At 61.4% G+C, this 19,600-nt stretch carries 22 protein-coding genes and 1 pseudogene; 9 read left to right on the plus strand and 14 right to left on the minus strand.

The genetic code is table 11. The features are described from left to right. Window positions 1-47 precede the first annotated feature (47 nt). A complete protein-coding gene (locus QMG25_RS04990; RefSeq protein ID WP_283457846.1) occupies window positions 48-374 on the plus strand; it encodes an antibiotic biosynthesis monooxygenase family protein in 327 nt (108 codons plus the stop codon). A gap of 73 nt (window positions 375-447) precedes the next feature. Beyond that, window positions 448-897 (plus strand): annotated as a pseudogene (locus tag QMG25_RS04995) (Clp protease N-terminal domain-containing protein); the annotation flags it as partial. Window positions 898-942: 45 nt separating this feature from the next. Here the strand turns inward: QMG25_RS04995 and QMG25_RS05000 are convergent. The 3 genes from QMG25_RS05000 to QMG25_RS05010 form a co-directional block, all read right to left on the minus strand. Further along, window positions 943-1,746, minus strand: a complete 804-nt coding sequence (locus QMG25_RS05000) for a GNAT family N-acetyltransferase (protein ID WP_283457848.1) — start codon at window positions 1,744-1,746, stop codon at window positions 943-945. A 248-nt stretch (window positions 1,747-1,994) separates the two neighbouring features. Next, complete coding sequence (locus QMG25_RS05005) at window positions 1,995-2,180, minus strand: hypothetical protein (RefSeq protein ID WP_283457850.1); 186 nt, start codon at window positions 2,178-2,180, stop codon at window positions 1,995-1,997. Between the two features lie 22 nt (window positions 2,181-2,202). Continuing rightward, window positions 2,203-3,042, minus strand: a complete 840-nt coding sequence (locus QMG25_RS05010; protein WP_283457852.1) for a helix-turn-helix transcriptional regulator — start codon at window positions 3,040-3,042, stop codon at window positions 2,203-2,205. 165 nt (window positions 3,043-3,207) lie between these two features. Here QMG25_RS05010 and QMG25_RS05015 point away from each other — a divergent pair, with 165 nt between their 5' ends. The 5 genes from QMG25_RS05015 to QMG25_RS05035 all read left to right on the plus strand — a co-directional run bounded on the left by QMG25_RS05015 (window position 3,208) and on the right by QMG25_RS05035 (window position 5,774). Continuing rightward, window positions 3,208-4,065 (plus strand): SDR family NAD(P)-dependent oxidoreductase, encoded by an 858-nt coding sequence (locus QMG25_RS05015; protein WP_283457853.1) that lies wholly within the window; start codon window positions 3,208-3,210, stop codon window positions 4,063-4,065. Between the two features lie 190 nt (window positions 4,066-4,255). Beyond that, the gene (locus tag QMG25_RS05020; protein WP_283457856.1) at window positions 4,256-4,711 is read left to right on the plus strand and encodes a prevent-host-death protein; all 456 of its coding nucleotides are present in this window, start codon (window positions 4,256-4,258) and stop codon (window positions 4,709-4,711) included. A gap of 3 nt (window positions 4,712-4,714) precedes the next feature. Further along, window positions 4,715-5,056, plus strand: coding sequence for a hypothetical protein (locus QMG25_RS05025; protein ID WP_283457858.1), 342 nt, complete (start codon window positions 4,715-4,717; stop codon window positions 5,054-5,056). Between the two features lie 197 nt (window positions 5,057-5,253). Next, window positions 5,254-5,517 (plus strand): type II toxin-antitoxin system Phd/YefM family antitoxin, encoded by a 264-nt coding sequence (locus tag QMG25_RS05030; protein WP_283457860.1) that lies wholly within the window; start codon window positions 5,254-5,256, stop codon window positions 5,515-5,517. A gap of 2 nt (window positions 5,518-5,519) precedes the next feature. Then, entirely contained in the window at window positions 5,520-5,774 is a 255-nt protein-coding gene (locus QMG25_RS05035; protein WP_502866353.1) for a Txe/YoeB family addiction module toxin, read from the plus strand. Between the two features lie 84 nt (window positions 5,775-5,858). On the opposite strand, the gene QMG25_RS05040 is transcribed toward QMG25_RS05035, so the two are convergent. The 3 genes from QMG25_RS05040 to QMG25_RS05050 form a co-directional block, all read right to left on the minus strand. Beyond that, complete coding sequence (locus tag QMG25_RS05040) at window positions 5,859-6,446, minus strand: GNAT family N-acetyltransferase (protein ID WP_283457864.1); 588 nt, start codon at window positions 6,444-6,446, stop codon at window positions 5,859-5,861. Between the two features lie 505 nt (window positions 6,447-6,951). Continuing rightward, window positions 6,952-8,190, minus strand: coding sequence for an FAD-dependent oxidoreductase (locus QMG25_RS05045; protein ID WP_283457865.1), 1,239 nt, complete (start codon window positions 8,188-8,190; stop codon window positions 6,952-6,954). Window positions 8,191-8,201: 11 nt separating this feature from the next. Continuing rightward, on the minus strand, window positions 8,202-8,918 hold the full coding sequence (locus tag QMG25_RS05050) for a DUF4336 domain-containing protein (protein ID WP_283457867.1): 717 nt from the start codon (window positions 8,916-8,918) through the stop codon (window positions 8,202-8,204). A 92-nt stretch (window positions 8,919-9,010) separates the two neighbouring features. Here QMG25_RS05050 and QMG25_RS05055 point away from each other — a divergent pair, with 92 nt between their 5' ends. Further along, complete coding sequence (locus QMG25_RS05055; RefSeq protein WP_283457869.1) at window positions 9,011-10,006, plus strand: alpha/beta hydrolase family protein; 996 nt, start codon at window positions 9,011-9,013, stop codon at window positions 10,004-10,006. 40 nt (window positions 10,007-10,046) lie between these two features. On the opposite strand, the gene QMG25_RS05060 is transcribed toward QMG25_RS05055, so the two are convergent. From QMG25_RS05060 to QMG25_RS05075, 4 genes are all read right to left on the minus strand, one after another. Beyond that, on the minus strand, window positions 10,047-10,676 hold the full coding sequence (locus tag QMG25_RS05060) for a CG0192-related protein (RefSeq protein ID WP_283457870.1): 630 nt from the start codon (window positions 10,674-10,676) through the stop codon (window positions 10,047-10,049). 64 nt (window positions 10,677-10,740) lie between these two features. Beyond that, the gene (locus QMG25_RS05065) at window positions 10,741-12,420 is read right to left on the minus strand and encodes a thiamine pyrophosphate-binding protein (protein WP_283457932.1); all 1,680 of its coding nucleotides are present in this window, start codon (window positions 12,418-12,420) and stop codon (window positions 10,741-10,743) included. 71 nt (window positions 12,421-12,491) lie between these two features. Further along, window positions 12,492-13,568, minus strand: a complete 1,077-nt coding sequence (speB, locus tag QMG25_RS05070) for an agmatinase (RefSeq protein WP_283457871.1) — start codon at window positions 13,566-13,568, stop codon at window positions 12,492-12,494. Between the two features lie 614 nt (window positions 13,569-14,182). Next, the gene (locus tag QMG25_RS05075; RefSeq protein WP_283457872.1) at window positions 14,183-14,767 is read right to left on the minus strand and encodes a helix-turn-helix domain-containing protein; all 585 of its coding nucleotides are present in this window, start codon (window positions 14,765-14,767) and stop codon (window positions 14,183-14,185) included. A 151-nt stretch (window positions 14,768-14,918) separates the two neighbouring features. Between QMG25_RS05075 and QMG25_RS05080 the strand changes: the two genes are divergently transcribed. Beyond that, entirely contained in the window at window positions 14,919-16,442 is a 1,524-nt protein-coding gene (locus QMG25_RS05080; RefSeq protein ID WP_283457873.1) for a sodium:solute symporter family protein, read from the plus strand. A 111-nt stretch (window positions 16,443-16,553) separates the two neighbouring features. Here QMG25_RS05080 and QMG25_RS05085 read toward each other — a convergent pair whose 3' ends face one another. The 4 genes from QMG25_RS05085 to QMG25_RS05100 all read right to left on the minus strand — a co-directional run bounded on the left by QMG25_RS05085 (window position 16,554) and on the right by QMG25_RS05100 (window position 19,542). Further along, entirely contained in the window at window positions 16,554-16,784 is a 231-nt protein-coding gene (locus QMG25_RS05085) for a biotin/lipoyl-containing protein (protein WP_283457874.1), read from the minus strand. Between the two features lie 820 nt (window positions 16,785-17,604). Beyond that, the gene (locus QMG25_RS05090; RefSeq protein WP_283457875.1) at window positions 17,605-17,991 is read right to left on the minus strand and encodes a peptidase; all 387 of its coding nucleotides are present in this window, start codon (window positions 17,989-17,991) and stop codon (window positions 17,605-17,607) included. 97 nt (window positions 17,992-18,088) lie between these two features. Then, window positions 18,089-19,183 carry a cation diffusion facilitator family transporter gene (locus QMG25_RS05095; RefSeq protein WP_283457876.1) on the minus strand — a complete coding sequence of 365 codons (1,095 nt, stop codon included), beginning with the start codon at window positions 19,181-19,183 and terminating at the stop codon, window positions 18,089-18,091. Beyond that, window positions 19,180-19,542 carry an ArsR/SmtB family transcription factor gene (locus QMG25_RS05100; protein WP_283457877.1) on the minus strand — a complete coding sequence of 121 codons (363 nt, stop codon included), beginning with the start codon at window positions 19,540-19,542 and terminating at the stop codon, window positions 19,180-19,182. The genes QMG25_RS05095 and QMG25_RS05100 overlap by 4 nt, the downstream gene beginning before the upstream one ends. Window positions 19,543-19,600: the final 58 nt, after the last annotated feature.

Raw genomic sequence — 19,600 nt, forward strand, 5'->3', positions numbered from 1 at the left:
CGCTGCGGGCCCTGTCATTGTCGGAAAGCGACTTCTAAACTGTTCCCATGACAGTCACAACCATCAACACCGACGATTCCATCATGACCCTGGTGAACGTTTTTATGGTCTCCCCCGAACACCAGCAAGAGCTTGTCGACGTGCTCGTCGAGGCGACGGATGCCGTCATGCAAGGCATGCCCGGATTCATCTCCGCCAACATTCACCGAAGCCCCGATGGACGGCACGTGGTGAACTACGCACAGTGGCAAAGTCGCGCGCACTTCGAGGCCATGCGAGAAAACCCGGCGGCAGGCGCCCACATGAAACGAGCCGCGGATCTCGCCGAATTCATGCCAATCGTGTGCGACGCCGTGCACGTCAGGCACGTGTAACGCAGGTTCGCAAGGTTGGCATGGCCAAATACTGCGTAGCATCAGAATAGGCATTGGCGAGGAGCGTGGCAAAATGTTTGAGAAATTTACCGATCCGGCTCAACGCGTGGTGGTGTTGGCTCAAGTGGAGGCCCGCGAGCTCAACCACCATCACTTCGGCACGGAGGACATCCTGCTCGGCCTCATCCGCGAAGGCGAGGGCATCGCCGCGCAGGCGCTGGAGTCCATGGATGTTTCATTGGACGCCGTTCGTGGGCAGGTGCGGGAGATCGTTGAAAACAGCCCGGAGGCGCCCCAAGGCCACATCCCATTCACCCCGCATGCCAAGGCAGTACTGGAACTCGCCCTTGACGCGGCGCAGGAGCTGGGCCACAACTACATTGATACAGAGCACATCCTGCTCGGCCTGATCCGAGCGGGCGAGGGTGTTGCAATCGAGGTCCTCATCAAGCTTGGGGCCTCTCCCGGCGCGCTTCGCCAGCGAGTCATACAGTTACTCTCCGGCTATCACGACGAGGAATCCGACGACTCCTAGTCTTCGCGACCGGTCGACGTCGTCGGGCACGTTTCATCTTCTCCAGCGGTAGGGCGTGGTCGTTGACACTTTGAGAAGTCCGGAGCGTTCGAGGATCGGGCGTGAATATTCGGTGGAGTCGCTGTGAATAAGCGATTTGCCGCGACTCAGCGCCGAACGCGCGCGTGCAGCCGTCAAGGCACGGTAGATCCCGCGTCCGCGCCATTCTTCGCGGGTCGCCCCGCCCCAGATCCCTGCAAACTTGGTGCCCGGAACCAGCTCAAGGCGTCCTGCCGTCACAATACGCCCCTCGACCTCGCCAACCCACAGTTCCATCCCGGGGTCAATGGCGAACCGATGCAGCAGGGCGTCCGCCATCTCCTCGGAGACGGGGTCTCCAAAGACCTCGTCCTGCATGGCACTCATGGCACGGACGTCCGGTTCCTCGGTCACTTGCCGCAGCGTCACACCCGCGGGCAGTGAAACCTCGACTGCCAAGGCAGACGCTTCACCGATCATGATCGACTCGGGATCATCCGCGGTGAAGCCGTTGTCCAACAACGCCTCGTGCAGCCCCGGTGCATGGTCGTGTCCACGGGTCTTCCATTCGACCCGGGTGATTTCGGGGTCCTCCCGGTAATAAGCCATCACCTCGGGAACAAGCCGTCGAATGGCCGCGTTGTCTGCCGCATCGAGGTCCTGGTAGGTGATAAATCCTCGCCCGTTCATGAAGGTCACAAGGCGCAGCGGACCGTGGCGAGCAACTTTGATGGCGCTCGGTGTCTCGGCATCAGTGCGCAGCTGCGCGTCGTAGGCCGCGAGGAATTGTGCCCGCTTTTTCAATTCGTCGTCTGTCATTTGTCCATTCTCGCTGACGGCCCCGGATCCGGAGCTACTAAGTGTCACCAGTCCGGATTCCGTGTCACCAACCTTTGGCCAGGTTGTGGTTGTTCGACTCGACGACTTGGAATCACCCGCAAGTGGTCGTTTGTGCGTCCCGTATTGAGAACCTTGTGCGGGCGTGACATTGTGCCGGCCCCGCAGCTTGGCCTGATCGTGACAAATTGGACTAGTTACATGCGCGGCCGAGCCACCACCTTCCGGACTCACGGCCCTGGGTCGAAAAAGGACGCCAAGACGTCAGAAGTCAGTACTACCGTGGTCGCCACAAATAGCATCAGTACCGCACCGGCAACGACCATGAGTTTCTGATTTTCTTTCACGAAGTCAGGATATGGCTCTTGGCGCACCGGCTTGGCGTCGCGACCCTGTTCAGTTCCTTGTTCTGCCATCCACAGTTCGTAGCGGGAACGGTCAGCGGGAGGTCAGGGTAGTTGATCCGACGACCGTGAGGAGCTTGAGTCGCTCTGCGCTTATGGTCCCGGGCGTAGCGGTGAATACAAGGAGGGTCTGCATTTCGTCGGGATCGAGGGCCACTTGGCAGAAAAGAGTGAGATCACCGACTTCGGGGTGCGTGAATCGTTTCTCTTGCGAGTGGCGGAGTCCGACCTCGTTTGCTTCCCATAGGCGAGCGAACTCCGCACTGTGTTTCCGCAACTGCAGGATCAGTGGCGTGGTGCTCGCGGGGTCGAGACGGGCTGCTGCGGTGCGGAGTTGGGAGACGTTAACCCGACTGTGATGCTCGTGGTCGTCTTGGGGGTAGAGAGATCGCGAGGTCGGGTCGGTGAACCACCGGTAGGTGGCGCTTCGCATGCGCCCGGTGTAGTGGGTTTCTTCGCCGAGGAGCGCGATGGCGGCGGGGTTCTGGGCAATAGTCTCACCGAGCGGCCCCATGACTTGTGCTGGTGTATCGATGAGACGGTCGAGGATTCGCATCAGACCGGGATTGACGTGAGTAGATGATCCTGGCCTCGTTGACGGCTGGTGGCCGGCGAGGCGCAGCAGATGGTCACGTTCGTCAACGGTAAGCCGCAATCCGCGGGCAAGTGCACCGATTATCTGCTCCGATGGCTGCGGGCCAGCGCCGCGCTCAAGTCGTGAAAGGTAGTCGGCTGACATGTCCGCGAGGCTGGCGACCTCTTCACGTCGAAGCCCGATGCTGCGACGACGGGATCCGCGCGGCAGCCCGAGGTCTTCGGGTTGCAGCGCCTCACGGCGGGTGCGGATGAAACGTCCGACCTCGATCTGGTCCATGTGTGTGCTGCCTTCCCTCTCTCGTCCCTGTCACTCTGCCTCTTTTTACGAGTCTGATCCAGTGCACGGCGTTCAGTGGATAAACGTGTCCTTGTACCCCCTGGAAAAAGGCGGTGAACTGGTCTTCGTAGCCGAACAGATGGCCGCGAATAAAGGAGAACCGCCATGAGCAAGTGGACCACGGCAGATATGCCGGCCATGACAGGCAAGACCGTAGTGGTGACCGGCGCCTCCAGCGGTATCGGACTCATCGACGCCCGTGAATTCGCCGCAGCAGGCGCCCACGTCGTGCTCGCCGTTCGCAACCTCCAGAAGGGGAACGACGTCGCGACCATGATGGTCGGCGGCACGGAGGTTCGCCAACTGGACGTGTCCGACCTGACGAGCGTGCGAGCGTTCGCCGACGCATGGACCGGGTCATTGGATGTCCTCGTAAACAACGCCGGCGTCATGGACGTTCCTCTTTCGCGCTCCCGTGACGGACTGGATGTACAGACGGCAACGAACTCGTTTGGCCCGTTCCTGCTGACCAACTTACTGCTGCCCCACATCACCGACCGGGTGGTGTGGGTGACGAGCCAGCTGCACCGAATGGGGCACCTGAACGTTGCCGACCTCAATTGGGAAACGCGTGCATACAAGCCTATGGATGCCTACAACGACGCGAAACTTCAGGTCGTGCTATATTCCCTCGAACTCCAACGACGCCTGACTGCGGAAGGATCAACGGTGCGTTCCGTTGTGGCGCACCCCGGAATCGCGACCACGACGCTGGCGGCGCACTCGTCCTCGAACGCCATCAACAGGTTCTCGTTCCTCCTCAACGACCCAGAACACGGCGCCCTACCCACCCTCTTCGCGGCCACCCAGAATGTGGACGGCAATGCCTACATCGGTCCCAGCGGGCTCGGAAGCATCAAGGGCAACCCGAAAGTACGCAAACCAGGCAAGACCGGCCGGGACCCTGAGGCTGCATCGATACTCTGGTCGGCCGTCAGCGCAAAGGTCGGGATGTCGGGGTGAAGCTCCGGCTGGAAGCCGTTGACTGCTCGCCCGTAAGCGGGTCGGCCGGCGGTGCGCTTACGGAGGGAATTCGATTTACACCCGCGCAAGGCCGCCTTGTTCCGCTGGCGAACGGCTTGCGAGACTGTTTAGTGCTTCAAGAACAAGAAATCGATGGGCTTCTGAATACGTTCTGAATTAGGCTAGAAGCATGAATACACCCACCCGTTCCCGAACCACGTTTCAGTCGTCTGAATTGAGCCGCTCTTCCGCTGAGGTCTTCGCGGCTGCGGCAGATCATCCTGTTGAGGTCACTCGTCGTGACGGTGAATCTCTGGTGCTGATGTCCGGCAGTGCAGATCGGGCACGCACTGCTCTGCTGGAGCTGGCAGCCCAGCTTGTTGCGGTTTCAACGAGCACCGATGGAACTCTCGTAAGGCGCATGATCGACAGATTCCCTTGGATGCTGGCGCTGAGCCCAGCTGATCGCGAGACGTGTGCTAACGATATTTTGTCCGCCGCACGCGCTTCGTTCGCCACCAACCAGCCACACCTAGCCATTGCTGAACTCACAGCCTGGCGCGAAACGGCGACAGCCATCGCGGCCGGCCTCAGTCAGGAGCCCGTGGAATGGCTCGATGACTCCGTAATCGTCGAGCGACCCTAAAGCATGACCAAGAACCTGAAGGTCGAGCGGCCAACCAAGAAGTCTGAATACGAGATTCGCTTCGCCTCTGCCCAAGCCCAGCGTGGCTGGATGAATCTAAAGGCCACGATCAGGGGCCCCTTGGCTGATGCTTGGGATTTTCTGACGAGGACACCTCTGTCTGTTACACCGACCAATTATCACTTGCGTGGTGAACACGGCGTCGTGACCCGTAATGGCTCTACCCATGAGCGACGGCAGCACAAGCCAACACTCAAAGGCGATGCTCGCATCTGGTTCTATGTCGAGGGCCCGGTAGTCTTTCTGGAGCAGATCCATACCAAGCATCCCAATGAGACCAAGTAGAGAGATTGGGAAAAGAAAAACATCCGACACTAGGGCCCCTCGGACAGCTGGCCACCGGACCGCAGTTCGGTCAGAACAAGCCTCCCAGAGTCCTTCCATAGGGGAACGTCCTGCGGAACGTTCCAGCCCTTGTCAAACGAAGATCGACCCCGTACTGTTAGGACGTACGCTATAACGTACGTCAGGAGAATCGTATCATGGCCATCACAGCTACGGCGGCGCGCAAAGACTTCTATCGACTCATCGAAGAGGTCAATCATGACCACAATGAAATCGAGATCACCTCCAAGAGTGGCTCTGCTTTTCTTGTATCTGGTCATGAATACAATTCGCTTCGCGAAGCCGCCTATCTTCTTCGTTCGCCCGTTAACGCGGCCCGCCTCGCCGCCTCGGCGCAACAAGTCCGTGAGGGTCGAGCGACTCCTCGTGATTTGGTCGAGACGGACGAGCAACCGGCGTAATGCTGACACTCGCCTTCACCGATGACGGCTGGGACGATTACCAACACTGGATATCGACCGACAGAACAATCCTGAAACGAGTGAACATGCTGATCAAAGAGGCCCGGCGCGATCCCACAGCGGGAATCGGCAAACCTGAGCAGCTCAAGTATCTCGATGGCTCACCCTGGTCGCGGCGGATCACACAAGAACACCGCATGGTCTATTCCTTTGACAACGAGCAACTTGTCGTTTGGCAGTGCCGCTACCACTACTGACCCGTAACAGGTGCGGTCGCCCACGATCAGCTGTTCACAATTCAAGACACCAATCCGTGCCTGGTTGCGTCAGAGGCGCATTCCCTAATGGGTGAACGCAGCCCACCGGTCCTTCGAAATTGCGTAGTCGACGTTGCCTTGGTCGGAGCCAGGGATAGGGCCAATAGTCCCCTCGTCACGAGTACCTATATGAGTCAGGCCTAGGCGACTCATTACCGCTCGAGATCCTGAATTGACGGCCAACGTTTCGGCGAAAGTCTGGGCCAGCCCCACGTCTTCGAAGCCATAAGCGAGCAAAGCAGCGGTGCCTTCAGACGCCAATCCCCGGCGCCAGAAGTCCGGCAGTAGCCGATACCCCAGTTCTGCTAGCCCTCGCTCATCGTCGTTTTCCGCCGAGAGGAGCCACCAGCCGACGGATTCTGTCCCAAGGAAACCCGCCCAGAAACCCAGTCCGTTTCGCGCTTCGTTGATGCGTTCTTGATGGTGCTTCTCAACTTCCGACCGATCGCGCGGCTGGCCGACACCTAGGTAACGCATGACGTCGGGATGTGCGTCAAGGGTAACCTCGTATTCGAGATGCTCGTCTCCTAGTGGAACGAGAGTCAACCGGCTGGTCTGAAGGGTGCGTTGAATTATCTCCTGATGATTGCAGCCAGAGACGTCAATGGCCAATCAGTGCTGACACGAATTTGCGAATATTGATATACAGATTCAGAACCTACAAGGCGAACAACGAGAGATCGGATAACACATGTCCCCCTCAAAGTTGTCGTCGGGTTGTCGTTAGTGCGTCCGTTCGTCACCGTCCCATTAGCCGGTCCGTCACCGGTCCGCCCACCACCAAAATTCCCAGGAATAACAATTCGTGTACTTCCGCGTTCGTCGGATTCCCGGATACCCCGCCCGCAAAAATGCCCGATGACCGCGGGCCTTATACGGGGCAGGATTTCCGTCCACACGAGCCAACTGTTATGACTCCGACAATCGTCGGGTCGATGCTCACCAATACCTGACGAGCCAAGTTTGATTGGGCGTCGCATGTGGAACGGAGGGTCGCCATCTTCATCAACGGCAAAGCGTCCGTAGGAAAGTGACACGAAATTGAGAATCTCGGTGATTTTGGCCTACCCATCACCGCAGGTCAGAGCGATTCGCTGGTGACAGGCAACTTGGAATCCTACAACGGCCCCGGATCCAACTGTGCTTCAATGCGTTCCGGGCGGAAACCACGTCCCACGATACGCGCCGTCACGCGGCGGGCCACCGGCAGCGTCGCGGCGGCGACGGCACGCTGCCACCAGCGCATCGGGTTGGCCAGGAACGCTCCTCCTCCCGGCTTTGCAATGACTTTGTGGACCATCAACTGAAGCGGTTGCATGAGGGCAACGGGCTTCAGCCGTCGATTCTGCACTCGTGCCAGATCCTCCAGCGTCACCGAGCCTGAGCGCAGGCTTCCGACCAAAAGGTTTGCACTGGCCACCGCATCCTGAATGGCATAGTTGATCCCTACCCCGAACGCCGGAGACATGGCGTGAGCGGCATCCCCAATGCACAGCAGCCCGTCCTGACACCACCGCTCCAGCCGATCAACCTGCACTGTCAGCAACTTGATTTGGTCCCACCCGGTGAGCGAAGAAACCACTTCGGCAAGGAACGGTGCGCTCCGCACAATCCTGCCCCTGAACTCCTCCAGCCCTGCCTCTTGGACGCCAGGGAAGTCGCCTTTGCGGATGAGCATGCCGGCTTGATAATAATCGGCGCGCGGGATGGTGACGATCATCGACTCGGAGTCCAAATATGCCAGTGTGTCCGGCGGATCGACGTGCGTTCTCGGCAATCGGAACCACAGCACATCGATGGCAACACCGTAGTCCTTCGGAACGAGGCCGGCCGCGTCCCGCAGCGTGGAGTCCCTGCCGTCCGCTGCGACCGTCAGCGCAGCCTCTATCGAGACCGGCCCGTCGGCGGTGGACGCGCGCACTCCCGAGACGCGGTCGCCGTCGTGCATCAAGCCGGCGGCCTCGGCTCCCATCATCAGGTGGAAGGTGGAGTATTTCGCACCCTCCTCGGCCAGGAGGGAAAGAAAATCCCACTGCGGCATGAGGGCGATCGACCGGTTTCTGCCCTTGAGGTGGGAGAAGTCAACTGGCGTCAAGCGATTTCCGTTGACCACAACATCAAGTGTGTGAATGGTGCTGTGTGGGATGGCCTCGAACTTCTCCCGCAGTCCCAGTTGGTCAAGCAGGTCGATGGTCGACGGGTGGATCGTGTCTCCACGGAAGTCTCGAAAGAAGTCTGCGTGTTTCTCCAACACGATCGTGTCCACCCCGGCGCGGGCCAGCAGGATTCCGAGCATCATGCCGGCCGGTCCCCCGCCGGCTATGCAGCAAGTGGTTTTCAGATTTAGTGTCTGCATGTCAACCCGATTCACCGCCCACCACTGCGGCGGTCGAGCCAGGCGAACGCCCGCTCGACAGTCTCCCTGGCATTGCCGGTGACGACGGGTCCGTGCGCGACGACGAGTTTGTCAAAGTCCCATTGCAGGATCTGCTCGATGGATTCGCGCGCTGCGGCCTTGTCCCGGAACGTCAGCCGGATGTCGCGCCCCACACCACCCCAGGGCGCCGCCACGCCCCCACCAGCAACAAGAGCATTGCGAAGGTGGTGGCCCGGCTGGCGTTCATGGATTTGGATGACGTCCTCGACCAGAAGCGCGCGTGAAGGTGTGTGGAAAAAGACCACTTCGTTCAACCACCGGATGCCACGGAGTTGGACCTGCTCCAGGTCGGGTGCCCACAGGCCGCCGTCCGGTTCACCAAGGATGCCGGCCAGCGGGAGATCGCCCTTCTTCAAGGTGATCGGGGTGATGGGGCTGGAGAACAGCTGGGCCTCGGGGAAGAGCCGGTGCCAAGCATTCAGCCGCCAGAAATGCCGCGGCGTGGGCGAGACAAGATAACGGACCGGGCCCAGGGCAATGATTTCAGCCAGCGCGGCGAACGACACCTGAACCGGCGACGCTATCCACACGGACCCGTCGCGCAGGCGGGCCACTGTCATCCGCGTGTTGAAGCGGACTCCCATGTCGCGAACCACGGGGCCATCGACCACGAACAGGTCCTTGCCAAGCGGTTCCAAGGTCACCATGGCCCCAGTGTAGCCAGCCGGACTTGCCAGCGTCCATGGCTGCAGCAGGTGCAGGGGTTGTCCTGTTTCAGGGTCGCTGCAAGACTGTGCGCATGGTTATTTCCAGTGACGTTTCATGGCAGTTGGACAACATCACGATGGAAGGCACAGTTGTCAGGCCTGACGGAGACGGACCATTCCCTGCAGTGGTCCTTGTTGCTGGAAGTGGCCCAACGGACCGAGATTGGTGCACGCCGTTGCTGCCGGGCAGCAACGGCAGCGGAAGGCTGTTTGCGGAGGCCCTGGCCAGCGCCGGTTTCGCATCCCTTCGATATGACAAGCGGGCATCAGGGCCGCATGCGATGGACAACGTCCTCCAGCTCATCGGACAGCTGAGCATGCAATCCCACTTGGACGAGTTGGTCGCGGCTGTTGGCGTGCTTACCGGACTCGACTTTGTGGACTCCGCACGAATTGCCGGCCTCGGCAACAGCGAGGGCGCGCTACACGTCCTCCACTACGCAACGGCACCCCAGAATGTGCCTTTCGCCGGGATCGTGCTCGCTGCACCGCCGGGACGGCCGGTCCAGGAGGTGCTGCTGTCCCAGTTGGCGCATCAGCTCGCCCAGGTCCCGGGTGGGACTGAACTGATGCCGAAGATCGAGGGAGCTGCTGCGCGCTACACCGCGGGACAGCCAATGAATCCAGATCCCGGCCTGCCCGACAGCGTGCGGATGGTGCTCTCCAGCTTCGAAGCCCCGGCGAACCTCCCACTCGCCCGCGAGCTGTGGGTCGAGTCCACCTGCGATTCGCTGGGGAAAGTGCAAATCCCGACACTGGTATTGATTGGCGAAAAGGATGTACAGATCGATGCCCACGCCGACGGCGGTCCCCTCCAGGCGGCGGCTGCAGGGATGGACAACGTCACTTTCACGTTCCCGCCCAACGCGAACCACGTGTTCAAGGAAGACTCCCGCACCACGGCCGAGCTCGCCACATCGCCAGGGAACGGATACAACGCCCCTGACACACATCTTGACCCTGAAAGCCTCAAAGCGATCCTCAGTTGGCTCAAAGGAACCCTGCAGGTGGGGACAACCTCAGCTTGAGGAAGCGCAGGCGGCGTGTGGCCCCTGGCCCGGGCCGCGGTTAGACGGTGAAGGCCACCGCAATCACAACAGGTGTTGTCTGACCATCCCATGTGGCTGTCAGTGAATCCTCGTGATTGAGCGTCCTCGTGGTGTCCAGTTCGCGCAGCACCACAAAGTTGAGCGGCCCGGCCGGGATGCTTGTGACGGAGTCGGTGGTGGTGGGGACTCCGACGCTCAACTCCGGCAGCCCGGCGTCGGACGTTCCGCTGCCGCTGATCCGGGCTGTTTCCGGCAGCTTCTGCCTCGATTCCCCCACATCCAGCATTTCCTGCGCCTGTGGCTTGCCGGCCAGCAGTGCCGCGGCAAGTTCACCCACGTAGACGGGATCAGCCGTGGCGTCGTAGATCCAGCGAGTGCCCAAAACAGAGTGCTCCATGGTGGTGACGAGGAATTCCTCCGCCCCGGCGAGAGGAACACTGCGGTACGTCAGCGGCACCTGGTACGTCCGCTCCCCCACCCGCAGCAGGTGCGTCTCCATGCCGACCTCGCCCGCCGGGTCATCAAAACGGAAAGCACCGAGGAGGACCAGCTCAGCCGCGTCCCCGGAAAACCAGGTCTGGCGCGGCAACCACTGGATCAGGAGCTCAGACTTGGACGGGATCAGTTCAGCATCGTAAATAATGGCCATGCCGACCAGTCTAGGGCGCCCGTCCACCCCACCGCCGAACCAGCGAATCCGGAGGTGGCGGTGGCTAGAGGTTCAGGTGGGTGGGCCCGAACATCTTCAGCAACACATCAACCACGACGACGTTGGGACCGTCCGCAACGAAGCCAGCCCGCAGCGCGTCCCCCACATCCTCGGGCTTCACGCGCTGCGCCGGCACCCCGAACGACTCCGCGAGTTTCACGAAGTCGGGCCGGGCCAGCTCGGTGTGCGTGGCCTTGCCGAAGGAATCCACCATGTATTCGCGCAGGATGCCGTACCCGCCGTCGTCCACAATGAGCCACGTGACGGGCGCGTTGTGCTGCTTCGCCGTGGCAAGTTCGGCGATGGAGTACATGGCCGAACCGTCGCCGGCCACCGCCAGCACACGGGCGGGCTTGCCTTCGCTTTGCAGGCCCAGCGCCCCGCCAATCGCGGCCGGGAAGCCGTAGCCCAGGCCACCGGCACCCTGAGCCGAGTGGAATTCCCCGTCGCGGGCATCCCAGCAGCTCCACGCCCAGTAGGCGGAAATGGTCATGTCCCAGAACGTTTGCATGTCATCCGGGACGGCTTGGCGAATGTCCGCCATGAACGTCCGTTCCAAGTCCAGGTCCTGCCCGTCGAGGCGGGCTTGTACCTTCGCCAAGGTTTTCTTGACGACGGCGACCGGGCTGGCACCGTGCCAATCCGCGTCGGCTTTCAACGAAGGATCCAAGGCCTCGTTGAGCGCCCTCAGCGCTTGGCCGGCGTCGGCCCGGATGCCCAAGGCAGGGCGGTTGGATTCAAGCACCCGCGGTTCAGCGTCGATCTGGATGATGCGTCCGCGCGGCTCCATGGTGAAGTAGTTGCTCGATACCTCGCCCAACGACGAACCGATGACCAGCACCACATCGGCGTCCTCCAGGACCTCCGTCACGTGCCTGTCTTCGACCCACGACTGCAGCGACAACTCGTGGTTCCAGGGGAAGGCGCCGTTGCCTCCGGGCGTGCACACCACGGGCGCGTTCAGCTTTTCTGCGATGGCGAGCAGCGGTTCCTTGGCGTTGCCGCGCCGGACCCCGCCGCCAGCCACGATGACGGGGCGCACTGCATCGGTCAGCCATTTCACGGCTTCCCTGACAAGCTCGACGCGCGGCGGGTTGTCGAACGGTTCGGCGAGCGCATCCTCCACGGCCGGGACAAAGATGGGGTCCAGCAATACGTTCTGCGGCACTTCAACCCACACCGGGCCCTGGGGTGAGGAGACAGCTTCAGTCCAAGCGTCCTGAATGGCCGAGGGAATGCCGGAGGCGTGCTGGATGAGCCGCTGGCTCTTGGTCACGTTGGCGGCCGAGGCCTTTTGGTCATCGAGCTGGTGCAGCATGCCCTTGCGCCGGGCACCCAATCCTTCGAGCGGAATCTGGCTGGCCACCACGAGCATGGGCACGCCTGTTGCATAGGCTTCCTGCAGGCCGGCCAAGGCTGTCAGTGCACCGGGGCCCGTGGACAGAAACAGCACACCCACCTCGCCCGTGGCCCTGGAGTAGCCGTCGGCTGCGAACGCCGAGTTGTTCTCCACGCGGGAGGACACGAAATGCAGCGGCGAGCGACTCAGGGCATCAAACAAACCCAGCGCGTGCTGGCCGGGGATGCCAAAAACCGTCTTGGCGCCGAGTGCGGCGAGGGTCTCCACCACAAGGTCGCCACCATTGCGCTGGGCAGCAGTCTCCGGCACGGGCATCTCAGCCATGGGGGTCGCGCTCACTGCGGTCTCGCTTTCCGGGGTCTCAGTACTGTCAGCGGTCTCGTCCACCTGGCGCGTCATTTGGCACCGCCATCGGTGGTCGGCGCGAAGCCGGCCGGCCGGCGTCGTCCTTCAGCGTCGAGGGCCTGCGCTGCATAGCCGTTTGGCTCGCCGAAGCGATCGCCCTCCACATGATTGTCTGCCATCAGCGTCACCAATTCAAAGCCCACGTGGCTGGCGGCGATGCCGGTAATTTCGGCGTGGTCGTAGGCGGGGGCCACTTCCACAATGTCGGCGCCGACGAGGTTCATCCCGCGGAAGCCGCGAATGATCTCGATGAGCTCGCGGCTGCTGATGCCGCCTGCTTCGGGGGTACCGGTGCCGGGGGCGTGCGCGGGGTCCAGGACGTCGATGTCCACGGAGATGTAGAGGGGGCGTTTGCCGATGCGGTCACGGATTTTCGCCACGGTTTCCAGCACGCCCTGGTAGTAGACGTCGGCGGAGGTGACGATGCCGAAGCCGAAGCGGCGGTCGTCGTCGAGGTCCTTTTTGCCGTAGAGCGGGCCGCGCGTTCCCACGTGCGAGATGGCTTCGGTGTCCAGGATGCCCTCCTCCACAGCCCGGCGAAACGGGGTCCCATGGGTGTATTCGGCGCCAAAGTAGGTATCCCAGGTGTCCAGGTGCGCATCAAAGTGCAGCATGGCAATGGGCTCCCCGGCGCGTTCGGCCGCGGCGCGCAGCAGTGGCAGCGAAATGGTGTGGTCCCCACCAATGGTCAACAGCTTCGAGCCGCCCGAGGTCAGGTCCAGGGCGTTCTGCTGGATGGTCTCGATGGCCTCGTTGATGTTGAACGGGTTCACTGCCATGTCCCCGGCGTCCGCCACCTGGCAGTTTTCAAACGGGGAAACGTCCCATGCCGGGTTGTAGGGACGTAGCAGACGCGATGCTTCGCGGACGTGGTTGGCGCCAAAACGGGCGCCCGGGCGGTAGGACACACCGCTGTCAAAGGGGACGCCGACCACGGAGACGTCGGCTTTCGCTACTTGGTCCAGTCTCGGGAGGCGCGCATACGTCGCGGCACCCGCGTAGCGCGGGATGCGGGAGGAATCGATAGGGCCAAGGTTGCCGTTGGCCTCGATGCGGAGCTCTTTCATGGATGTCCTCGTTTCATTGACAGTTGACCTGCGTCACATCCGTGCAGTTGTTCATCATGGTACAACCAATGTTTTCTAATGGGAACCAAAAGTTTCATTGGAGATACCTTCGAAGGCGGCACTGTCCACCTGTCCGAGCACGGAATGAAACGACGCAAGCACCCCCGCCCCCAACCCCGGACGCTCCTGCACTTTCGGGGGTTCGTTGCCTGACCCTCCTGCACTTTCGGGGGTATTTCGCCCCACCCTCCTACACGTTCCCGCACCCCCGGGGACCCGGGACCCCTGTCAATTGCTTCCACCCGGCCAATGCTGTTCAGGCACCAGACGTTCGGGAGTTGCCAGCGACGGCCTTCACCGAGACTTGGCGATTCATATGGAAGCGCAACCGGCCGTACGGGCACATATTAGTCCGAGCGCAGTGCCCTTCACGGCGGGCTAGCGGTTCTGGCAACAACAGCGGCTTCAGCGCTGGCTCGCGCAACGGCAAGAGGATGGTGACGATCAGTAGGTGCCCAAAAAGTGCAGGAGCGTCGGCCCTTGGTCCCCCAAAACTGCAGGAGGGTCAGGCAAAACACCCCCGAAAGTGCAGGAGCGTCGGTAGGCAGGGATGGCTAGCCGCCGGATCCTGAGGCTGCCGGGGCCAGGATCCACAGTGCTTCCACCGGGTGGGCCGTGCGGTTGACCCAGCTGTGTGGCTCACGCCCAGAGAACGACAGCGTGTCTCCCGCCTTCAAGTCGTAGGATTCATGGGTCATGCGCAGGGTCAGCTCACCGCTGACGATGTGCAGCACGTCGACGTCGCAGTCAATGGCGTACAGCTCGGACTCTCCGCACCCATGGGGTTCGATGGTGGCGCCGAGGACTTGCAGGCGTCGCTCGGAGCGCGAGGTCAACAGCCGCTCCACAATGCCGTCGCCGCCCAGGTGGATGCGCGGGCCCTCCCCTTTTCGCATCAAGTGCGTTTCCGGGGCGGCGAACAGCTCGCCGATGGAAATCGAGAGAACCTGGCACAGCGTCACCAACGACGCCACGCTCGGTGAAGTCAAGTCACGTTCCACCCGACTCAGAAAGCCCTTGGTCAGCCCCGTGGCGGCGGCCACCTGTTCAATGGTCAGGCGCTGGTCCTGCCGGGCAGCGCGGATGCGCGATCCGATGGCCACCGGACCAACACTGGGTTCAAGGGGCAAAGCTTTCATGGGGGGCTCCTCGCGACGCGACTGCCACCGCGCTCCCACGCGACGCATTGACTGTAACTACGATCACAGTTTAGCCTAATAGACAACAAATGTTGCTTTAGAGGCAATACATTTCAGTAGACAGTTACTACTTCGCACACTGGAGCATCACATGGACTTGAACATTGCCATAGTCGGCGTCTATTTGCTGGCCATGCTGGCCTTTGGCTGGTGGGGAAAGTCGCGCACCAAGAACAACAGCGACTTCCTCGTGGCGGGACGCCGCTTGGGCCCGTTCCTCTATACAGGGACCATGGCCGCAGTGGTGCTGGGCGGCGCCTCCACGGTGGGAGGGGTGGGGCTTGGCTACAAATTCGGCATCTCGGGCATGTGGCTGGTGGTGGCCATTGGTGTGGGCGTGCTGCTGCTGAGCCTGCTGTTTGCCCCAACACTGCAAAAGCTGAAGATCTACACTGTCTCGCAGATGCTCAGCCTGCGCTACGGGCAGGAAACCACCAAGGTGTCCGGCTTCGTGATGCTGGCCTACACCATCATGATTTCAGCCACGTCCACTGGCGCCTACGCCACGGTCTTCACGGTGCTCTTCGACTGGGATCGCTGGCTGTCCATCGCGGTGGGCGGCGCCATTGTGCTTGTCTACTCCTCCATTGGCGGCATGTGGTCCATCACCCTGGCCGACCAGGTCCAGTTCATTATCCAGACCGTGGGCGTCTTTTTGCTGATGCTCCCCTTTGCCCTGAACGCGGCCGGCGGCTTCTCCGGAATCCAGGACCGGGTCGAGACAAGCTTCTTCCAGTGGGACGGCATCGGCGTCCAGACCATCATCACCTACTTTGTGGTGTACAGCCTGGGCCTGCTGATCGGCCAGGACATTTGGCAGCGCGTGTTCACCGCACGCACCCCGCAGGTGGCCCGCTGGGGCGGCGCAACTGCCGGCTTCTACTGCATCATCTACGGCTTTGCCGGTGCCCTGATCGGCCTGGCCGCCCGGGTGGCCCTGCCCAACATCAACATTGCCGAACTGGGCAAAGACGTGGTCTACGCCGAAGTGGCCCAGTCCTTGCTGCCCATCGGCATCGGCGGCTTCGTTTTGGCCGCCGCCGTGGCGGCCATGATGTCCACCGCCTCCGGAGCCTTGATTGCCGCCGCCACCGTGGCCCGCAAGGACGTTGTCCCGTACGTGGCCAGCTGGTTCGGCAAGGACGTCGACACGTCCGACTCCTCCAACCCCGAGCATGATGTCAACGCCAACCGCCTGTACGTTCTGGGCCTGGGAGTCGTGGTGGTGGCGATCTCCATCATCGTCAACGACGTGGTCTTTGCCCTGACCATTGCCTACGACATCCTCGTCGGCGGGCTCCTGGTGGCCATCATTGGCGGCCTGGCCTGGAAGCGCGGCACGGGCCTGGGCGCCGCGTGGTCCATCGCCGTGGGCTGCGGACTGACCATCCTCATGCTGATCCTGTACGCCACCGGCGCACTCCCCAGCGCGGATGGAATTTACGCCAATGAGCCCATCTACTTCGGCCTGCTGGGCTCGCTGGTGGTCTACGTGGTGGTATCGCTGCTGACCCCGCCCACCCCTGCACGCATCCGCAAGGGTTGGGACGACAGGCTCGCCGCCGCAGCTACCGATTCCAACCCGGACGACGTCCCTGCCGAGCTGCAAAAGTAGGGACAAGTACGACGGCGGGAGGCCGGCTTGGGCAGCCGGGCCGGCCTCCCGCCGTGGTCTGGCATGACTTGGCCTGCGTCAAGCCAGCAGAGATGTCGGGCCTGCAGAGATTTAGTCGACGGTGGCTATGGGTGTGCCTTGGCGCACTTCGTCGCCTTCGGCCACCACCCACCTCAAGGTGCCGGAGACGGGGGTGTTGATCTCGGCGTCGAACTTGTCCACTGTGACCTCGGCAATGACCTGATAGGCGACAACTTCGCTGCCGTTGGTCGCGCGCCATTCCATGAGCACTCCCGCTTCGTCGGGGTCTCCGGACATCCGGGGGAAGAGAATCTCCGTCATGGCGTGCACCGCTTCCTGGTGGGCTCTGGTAATCCCCAGCCTAACCTTGATTCACCGGCCGAGGGTCTGAGAATGCCCGGTACGGAAATTCATGCCAACGGGATCAAACGGCGCTGACCATACCGGCTGGCGCCCGCGGGACAGGACTATTTTGCGGGCAAGCCTTCCGGGAATTTGGCGGCTGCGGAAGCTCACCGTTTTTGATCTGGGCACTTTCGGCCGTACTTGCACCGCCGGGCCACCGGTTTACGGGATTCCATACCTATATATGAGACATCGCTGCGGGACGCATAAGGGGCCTTGGCCTCCGCATAGGCCATGGGGGAACAGCACCATTCGCAGTGATCTTGAATTCCAGCCTCTCGGCTGGCTGGCGGGAATCCTTGGTGCCGGCGTTTTCATCTTCTTGCTTTCCGTATGGGCCAGAACGGACCTGCAGAGACTTGTCGAACAGCGGCAGGAACTTGAGCTCAAGAACGGACTTGATGACCAAAAGTAGCAGCCGAGATCCATTTGATTTTGAAGCAAAATCTTAACTGTTCTGAAAAAGAAGCCCCATCCGGGTGATCCGGGTGGGGCTTCTTTTTCCTCTCCCCCTTGGATGGGAACACATCAACCTCACTGGGGACTACCGAAATTTTCAAGTCAAACGGTACCAAGGGAGTTAGACTGCCGGAAGTTAGACAGCCGGTTATGAGCGCGCTGCCGAGCAGGTAACCGCCCTGCTTGAAGATGTTTCCACAGCCAAGACCCAGACACCACAAATCTTCCGTATCCTTTCCCTAGCCACCACGTTGGCAGTCGTGTCGGGTTTCGCTTTTTACAGGTCGGTCAGGCCGATCCTCTGGTCGTCGAGGCAGTGCGAGCGTTTTCCTGCCGATGGTCCGATGGAGCGAAGGCAGGTGCAGGCTGGTCCTTTGACGGCGGGTAGTGTCAGCCACACGAAGCGTTGGATTTTGTTGTACTGACCGAAGTCCAAGACGGCGCCGTCAAGCTTAGGTGCCAGTTCGTGGCTGATACTGATCAGCATCTCTTCCCCGGTTGGCAGGTCCCTGCCATCGCCGATATCTCCTTCATCCCAATCTGGGCCGTTGAGTAGGCATCGAAGCAGCTTCTTCGATTCCGTTCGTGAGAAGTACAGGCCCTGTTTGCGGCAGCCACCGTTTCCCTGGTAGCAATGCAGAACACCGCCGAACACATCGATCATGGTCACCGCCTCCGCCGTCACAGTGAAAGTGCCGTGGCCGGGGATGCTTGCCAGCAGACTCTCCCCATCCCGTGAGCACCTCATAAGACCGGCATTCTCATCGATGAACGTGGGGCTTGGACGGGTCAAGGTCAGCACCGTTTTCGCGCGCCGGATCCGTGATGGTCTTGATGAGCACGTCGTCGAGTTTGGGCAGCGCATGGCCGAGTCGGTGTTCTGCCTCCCGAACGGTCTTTTGGACCGCTGACAGGGTCGCATCGGCGACGACGACGATTGCCGTTCCCTGGAGCCGGTGACCAACCCAGCGCAGCTGTAAGCGTTGTACGGATAGAACTCCGGGAGTGCCATCAAGTGCGGTGTCGGCGCGGGCAACGAGCTCAGGTTCAATGCCGTCCATGAGCCGGTGGCCGATGCTCTTGACGGTTCCCCACAGCAAGACGATGATCGCGGCCGAGATCAGGAGACCAACGATCGGGTCCGCCAGTGGGAAGCCGAGCATGACCCCGCCAGCGCCGAGGACGACGGCGAGGGAAGTGAACCCGTCGATTCGGGCGTGGACTCCGTCGGCTACCAGGGCGGCCGAGCCGATCTGCCGGCCCACCCGGATACGGTAGATCGCCACGGCCTCGTTGCCGGCAAAACCGATGACTCCGGCAGCCAGCACCCACCACAAGTTTTGCAAGGGCTGCGGGTTGAATAGCCGGTCGATGGATTGCCAGGCGGCGACGACGGCAGAGAGGGCCACGACGGCGACAATGAACAGCCCGGCGAGGTCCTCGGCCCGACCGTACCCGTAGGTGTAGCGGCGGTTGGCCGCCCGACGTCCCAGGATGAAAGCGATCCACAAGGGCACGGCGGTGAGGGCATCGGAGAAGTTGTGAATGGTATCTGCCAACAGGGCAACGGAACCGCTGATAAGGACTACGAGGAACTGCAGGATAGTGGTTCCAAGGAGCAGGAAGAGGCTGATCTTCAGGGCACGGACACCTTTAACGCTGGATTCCAGGGCATCGTCGATCGAGTCTGCGGAGTCATGGGTGTGGGGGACAAACAATTCGAAAAGCCACCCTTTGAAACCGGTGTGGTGCTTGTGGGAATGTCCATCGTGATCGTGATCGTGCGGGTGGCCATTGTCGTGAGCATGGTTGTGGTCATCAACGTGGTCGTGGCCAGCGTGGTCGATGCTGCTCATGTCGTGGTCTGGTCGGCGCGGTGGTGTGCGGGTATCCCACCGAGTGCGTGTTCGGCTTGATAGATCGCGTCAGCCACCAGCTGGCGTGCATGCTCATTCTCCAGCCGATACATGACTTTGGTTCCGTCTTGGCGGGTGGAAACCAAGCGAGCCAGGCGCATCTTTGCCAAGTGCTGCGAGACCGCAGTCGGTGACTTGCCTACCGCCTCAGCTAACGCCCCAACCGCCATTTCCCCCTCACGCAGGGCAAGGATGATCCGTACCCGGCTGGCATCGGCCAGCATGGAAAAGATCTCGACCGCCAGTTCCACGTACTGGCTGTCGACATCCAATGTGCAAGACTTCTTATCTGCATTCATACGCACATAATCCCATTAAAACATCGCTCCTGTCGCATCTGCCTTGTTTTAAGCTCGG

Origin of the sequence: Arthrobacter sp. H35-D1 (assembly GCF_030063185.1) — a bacterium.
Classification (GTDB): Bacteria; Actinomycetota; Actinomycetes; order Actinomycetales; family Micrococcaceae; genus Specibacter.

Excerpts from the sequence above, each read along its gene's own strand:
- QMG25_RS04990 (WP_283457846.1), top strand. The coding sequence starts at position 48 with ATGACAGTCACAACCATCAACACCGACGATTCCATCATGACCCTGGTG.
- QMG25_RS05000 (WP_283457848.1), bottom strand. The coding sequence starts at position 1,746 with ATGACAGACGACGAATTGAAAAAGCGGGCACAATTCCTCGCGGCCTAC.
- QMG25_RS05005 (WP_283457850.1), bottom strand. The coding sequence starts at position 2,180 with ATGGCAGAACAAGGAACTGAACAGGGTCGCGACGCCAAGCCGGTGCGC.
- QMG25_RS05010 (WP_283457852.1), bottom strand. The coding sequence starts at position 3,042 with ATGGACCAGATCGAGGTCGGACGTTTCATCCGCACCCGCCGTGAGGCG.
- QMG25_RS05015 (WP_283457853.1), top strand. The coding sequence starts at position 3,208 with ATGAGCAAGTGGACCACGGCAGATATGCCGGCCATGACAGGCAAGACC.
- QMG25_RS05020 (WP_283457856.1), top strand. The coding sequence starts at position 4,256 with ATGAATACACCCACCCGTTCCCGAACCACGTTTCAGTCGTCTGAATTG.
- QMG25_RS05025 (WP_283457858.1), top strand. The coding sequence starts at position 4,715 with ATGACCAAGAACCTGAAGGTCGAGCGGCCAACCAAGAAGTCTGAATAC.
- QMG25_RS05030 (WP_283457860.1), top strand. The coding sequence starts at position 5,254 with ATGGCCATCACAGCTACGGCGGCGCGCAAAGACTTCTATCGACTCATC.
- QMG25_RS05045 (WP_283457865.1), bottom strand. The coding sequence starts at position 8,190 with ATGCAGACACTAAATCTGAAAACCACTTGCTGCATAGCCGGCGGGGGA.
- QMG25_RS05050 (WP_283457867.1), bottom strand. The coding sequence starts at position 8,918 with ATGGTGACCTTGGAACCGCTTGGCAAGGACCTGTTCGTGGTCGATGGC.
- QMG25_RS05055 (WP_283457869.1), top strand. The coding sequence starts at position 9,011 with ATGGTTATTTCCAGTGACGTTTCATGGCAGTTGGACAACATCACGATG.
- QMG25_RS05060 (WP_283457870.1), bottom strand. The coding sequence starts at position 10,676 with ATGGCCATTATTTACGATGCTGAACTGATCCCGTCCAAGTCTGAGCTC.
- QMG25_RS05065 (WP_283457932.1), bottom strand. The coding sequence starts at position 12,420 with ATGGCTGAGATGCCCGTGCCGGAGACTGCTGCCCAGCGCAATGGTGGC.
- speB (WP_283457871.1), bottom strand. The coding sequence starts at position 13,568 with ATGAAAGAGCTCCGCATCGAGGCCAACGGCAACCTTGGCCCTATCGAT.
- QMG25_RS05075 (WP_283457872.1), bottom strand. The coding sequence starts at position 14,767 with ATGAAAGCTTTGCCCCTTGAACCCAGTGTTGGTCCGGTGGCCATCGGA.
- QMG25_RS05080 (WP_283457873.1), top strand. The coding sequence starts at position 14,919 with ATGGACTTGAACATTGCCATAGTCGGCGTCTATTTGCTGGCCATGCTG.
- QMG25_RS05085 (WP_283457874.1), bottom strand. The coding sequence starts at position 16,784 with ATGACGGAGATTCTCTTCCCCCGGATGTCCGGAGACCCCGACGAAGCG.
- QMG25_RS05090 (WP_283457875.1), bottom strand. The coding sequence starts at position 17,991 with ATGATCGATGTGTTCGGCGGTGTTCTGCATTGCTACCAGGGAAACGGT.
- QMG25_RS05095 (WP_283457876.1), bottom strand. The coding sequence starts at position 19,183 with ATGAGCAGCATCGACCACGCTGGCCACGACCACGTTGATGACCACAAC.
- QMG25_RS05100 (WP_283457877.1), bottom strand. The coding sequence starts at position 19,542 with ATGAATGCAGATAAGAAGTCTTGCACATTGGATGTCGACAGCCAGTAC.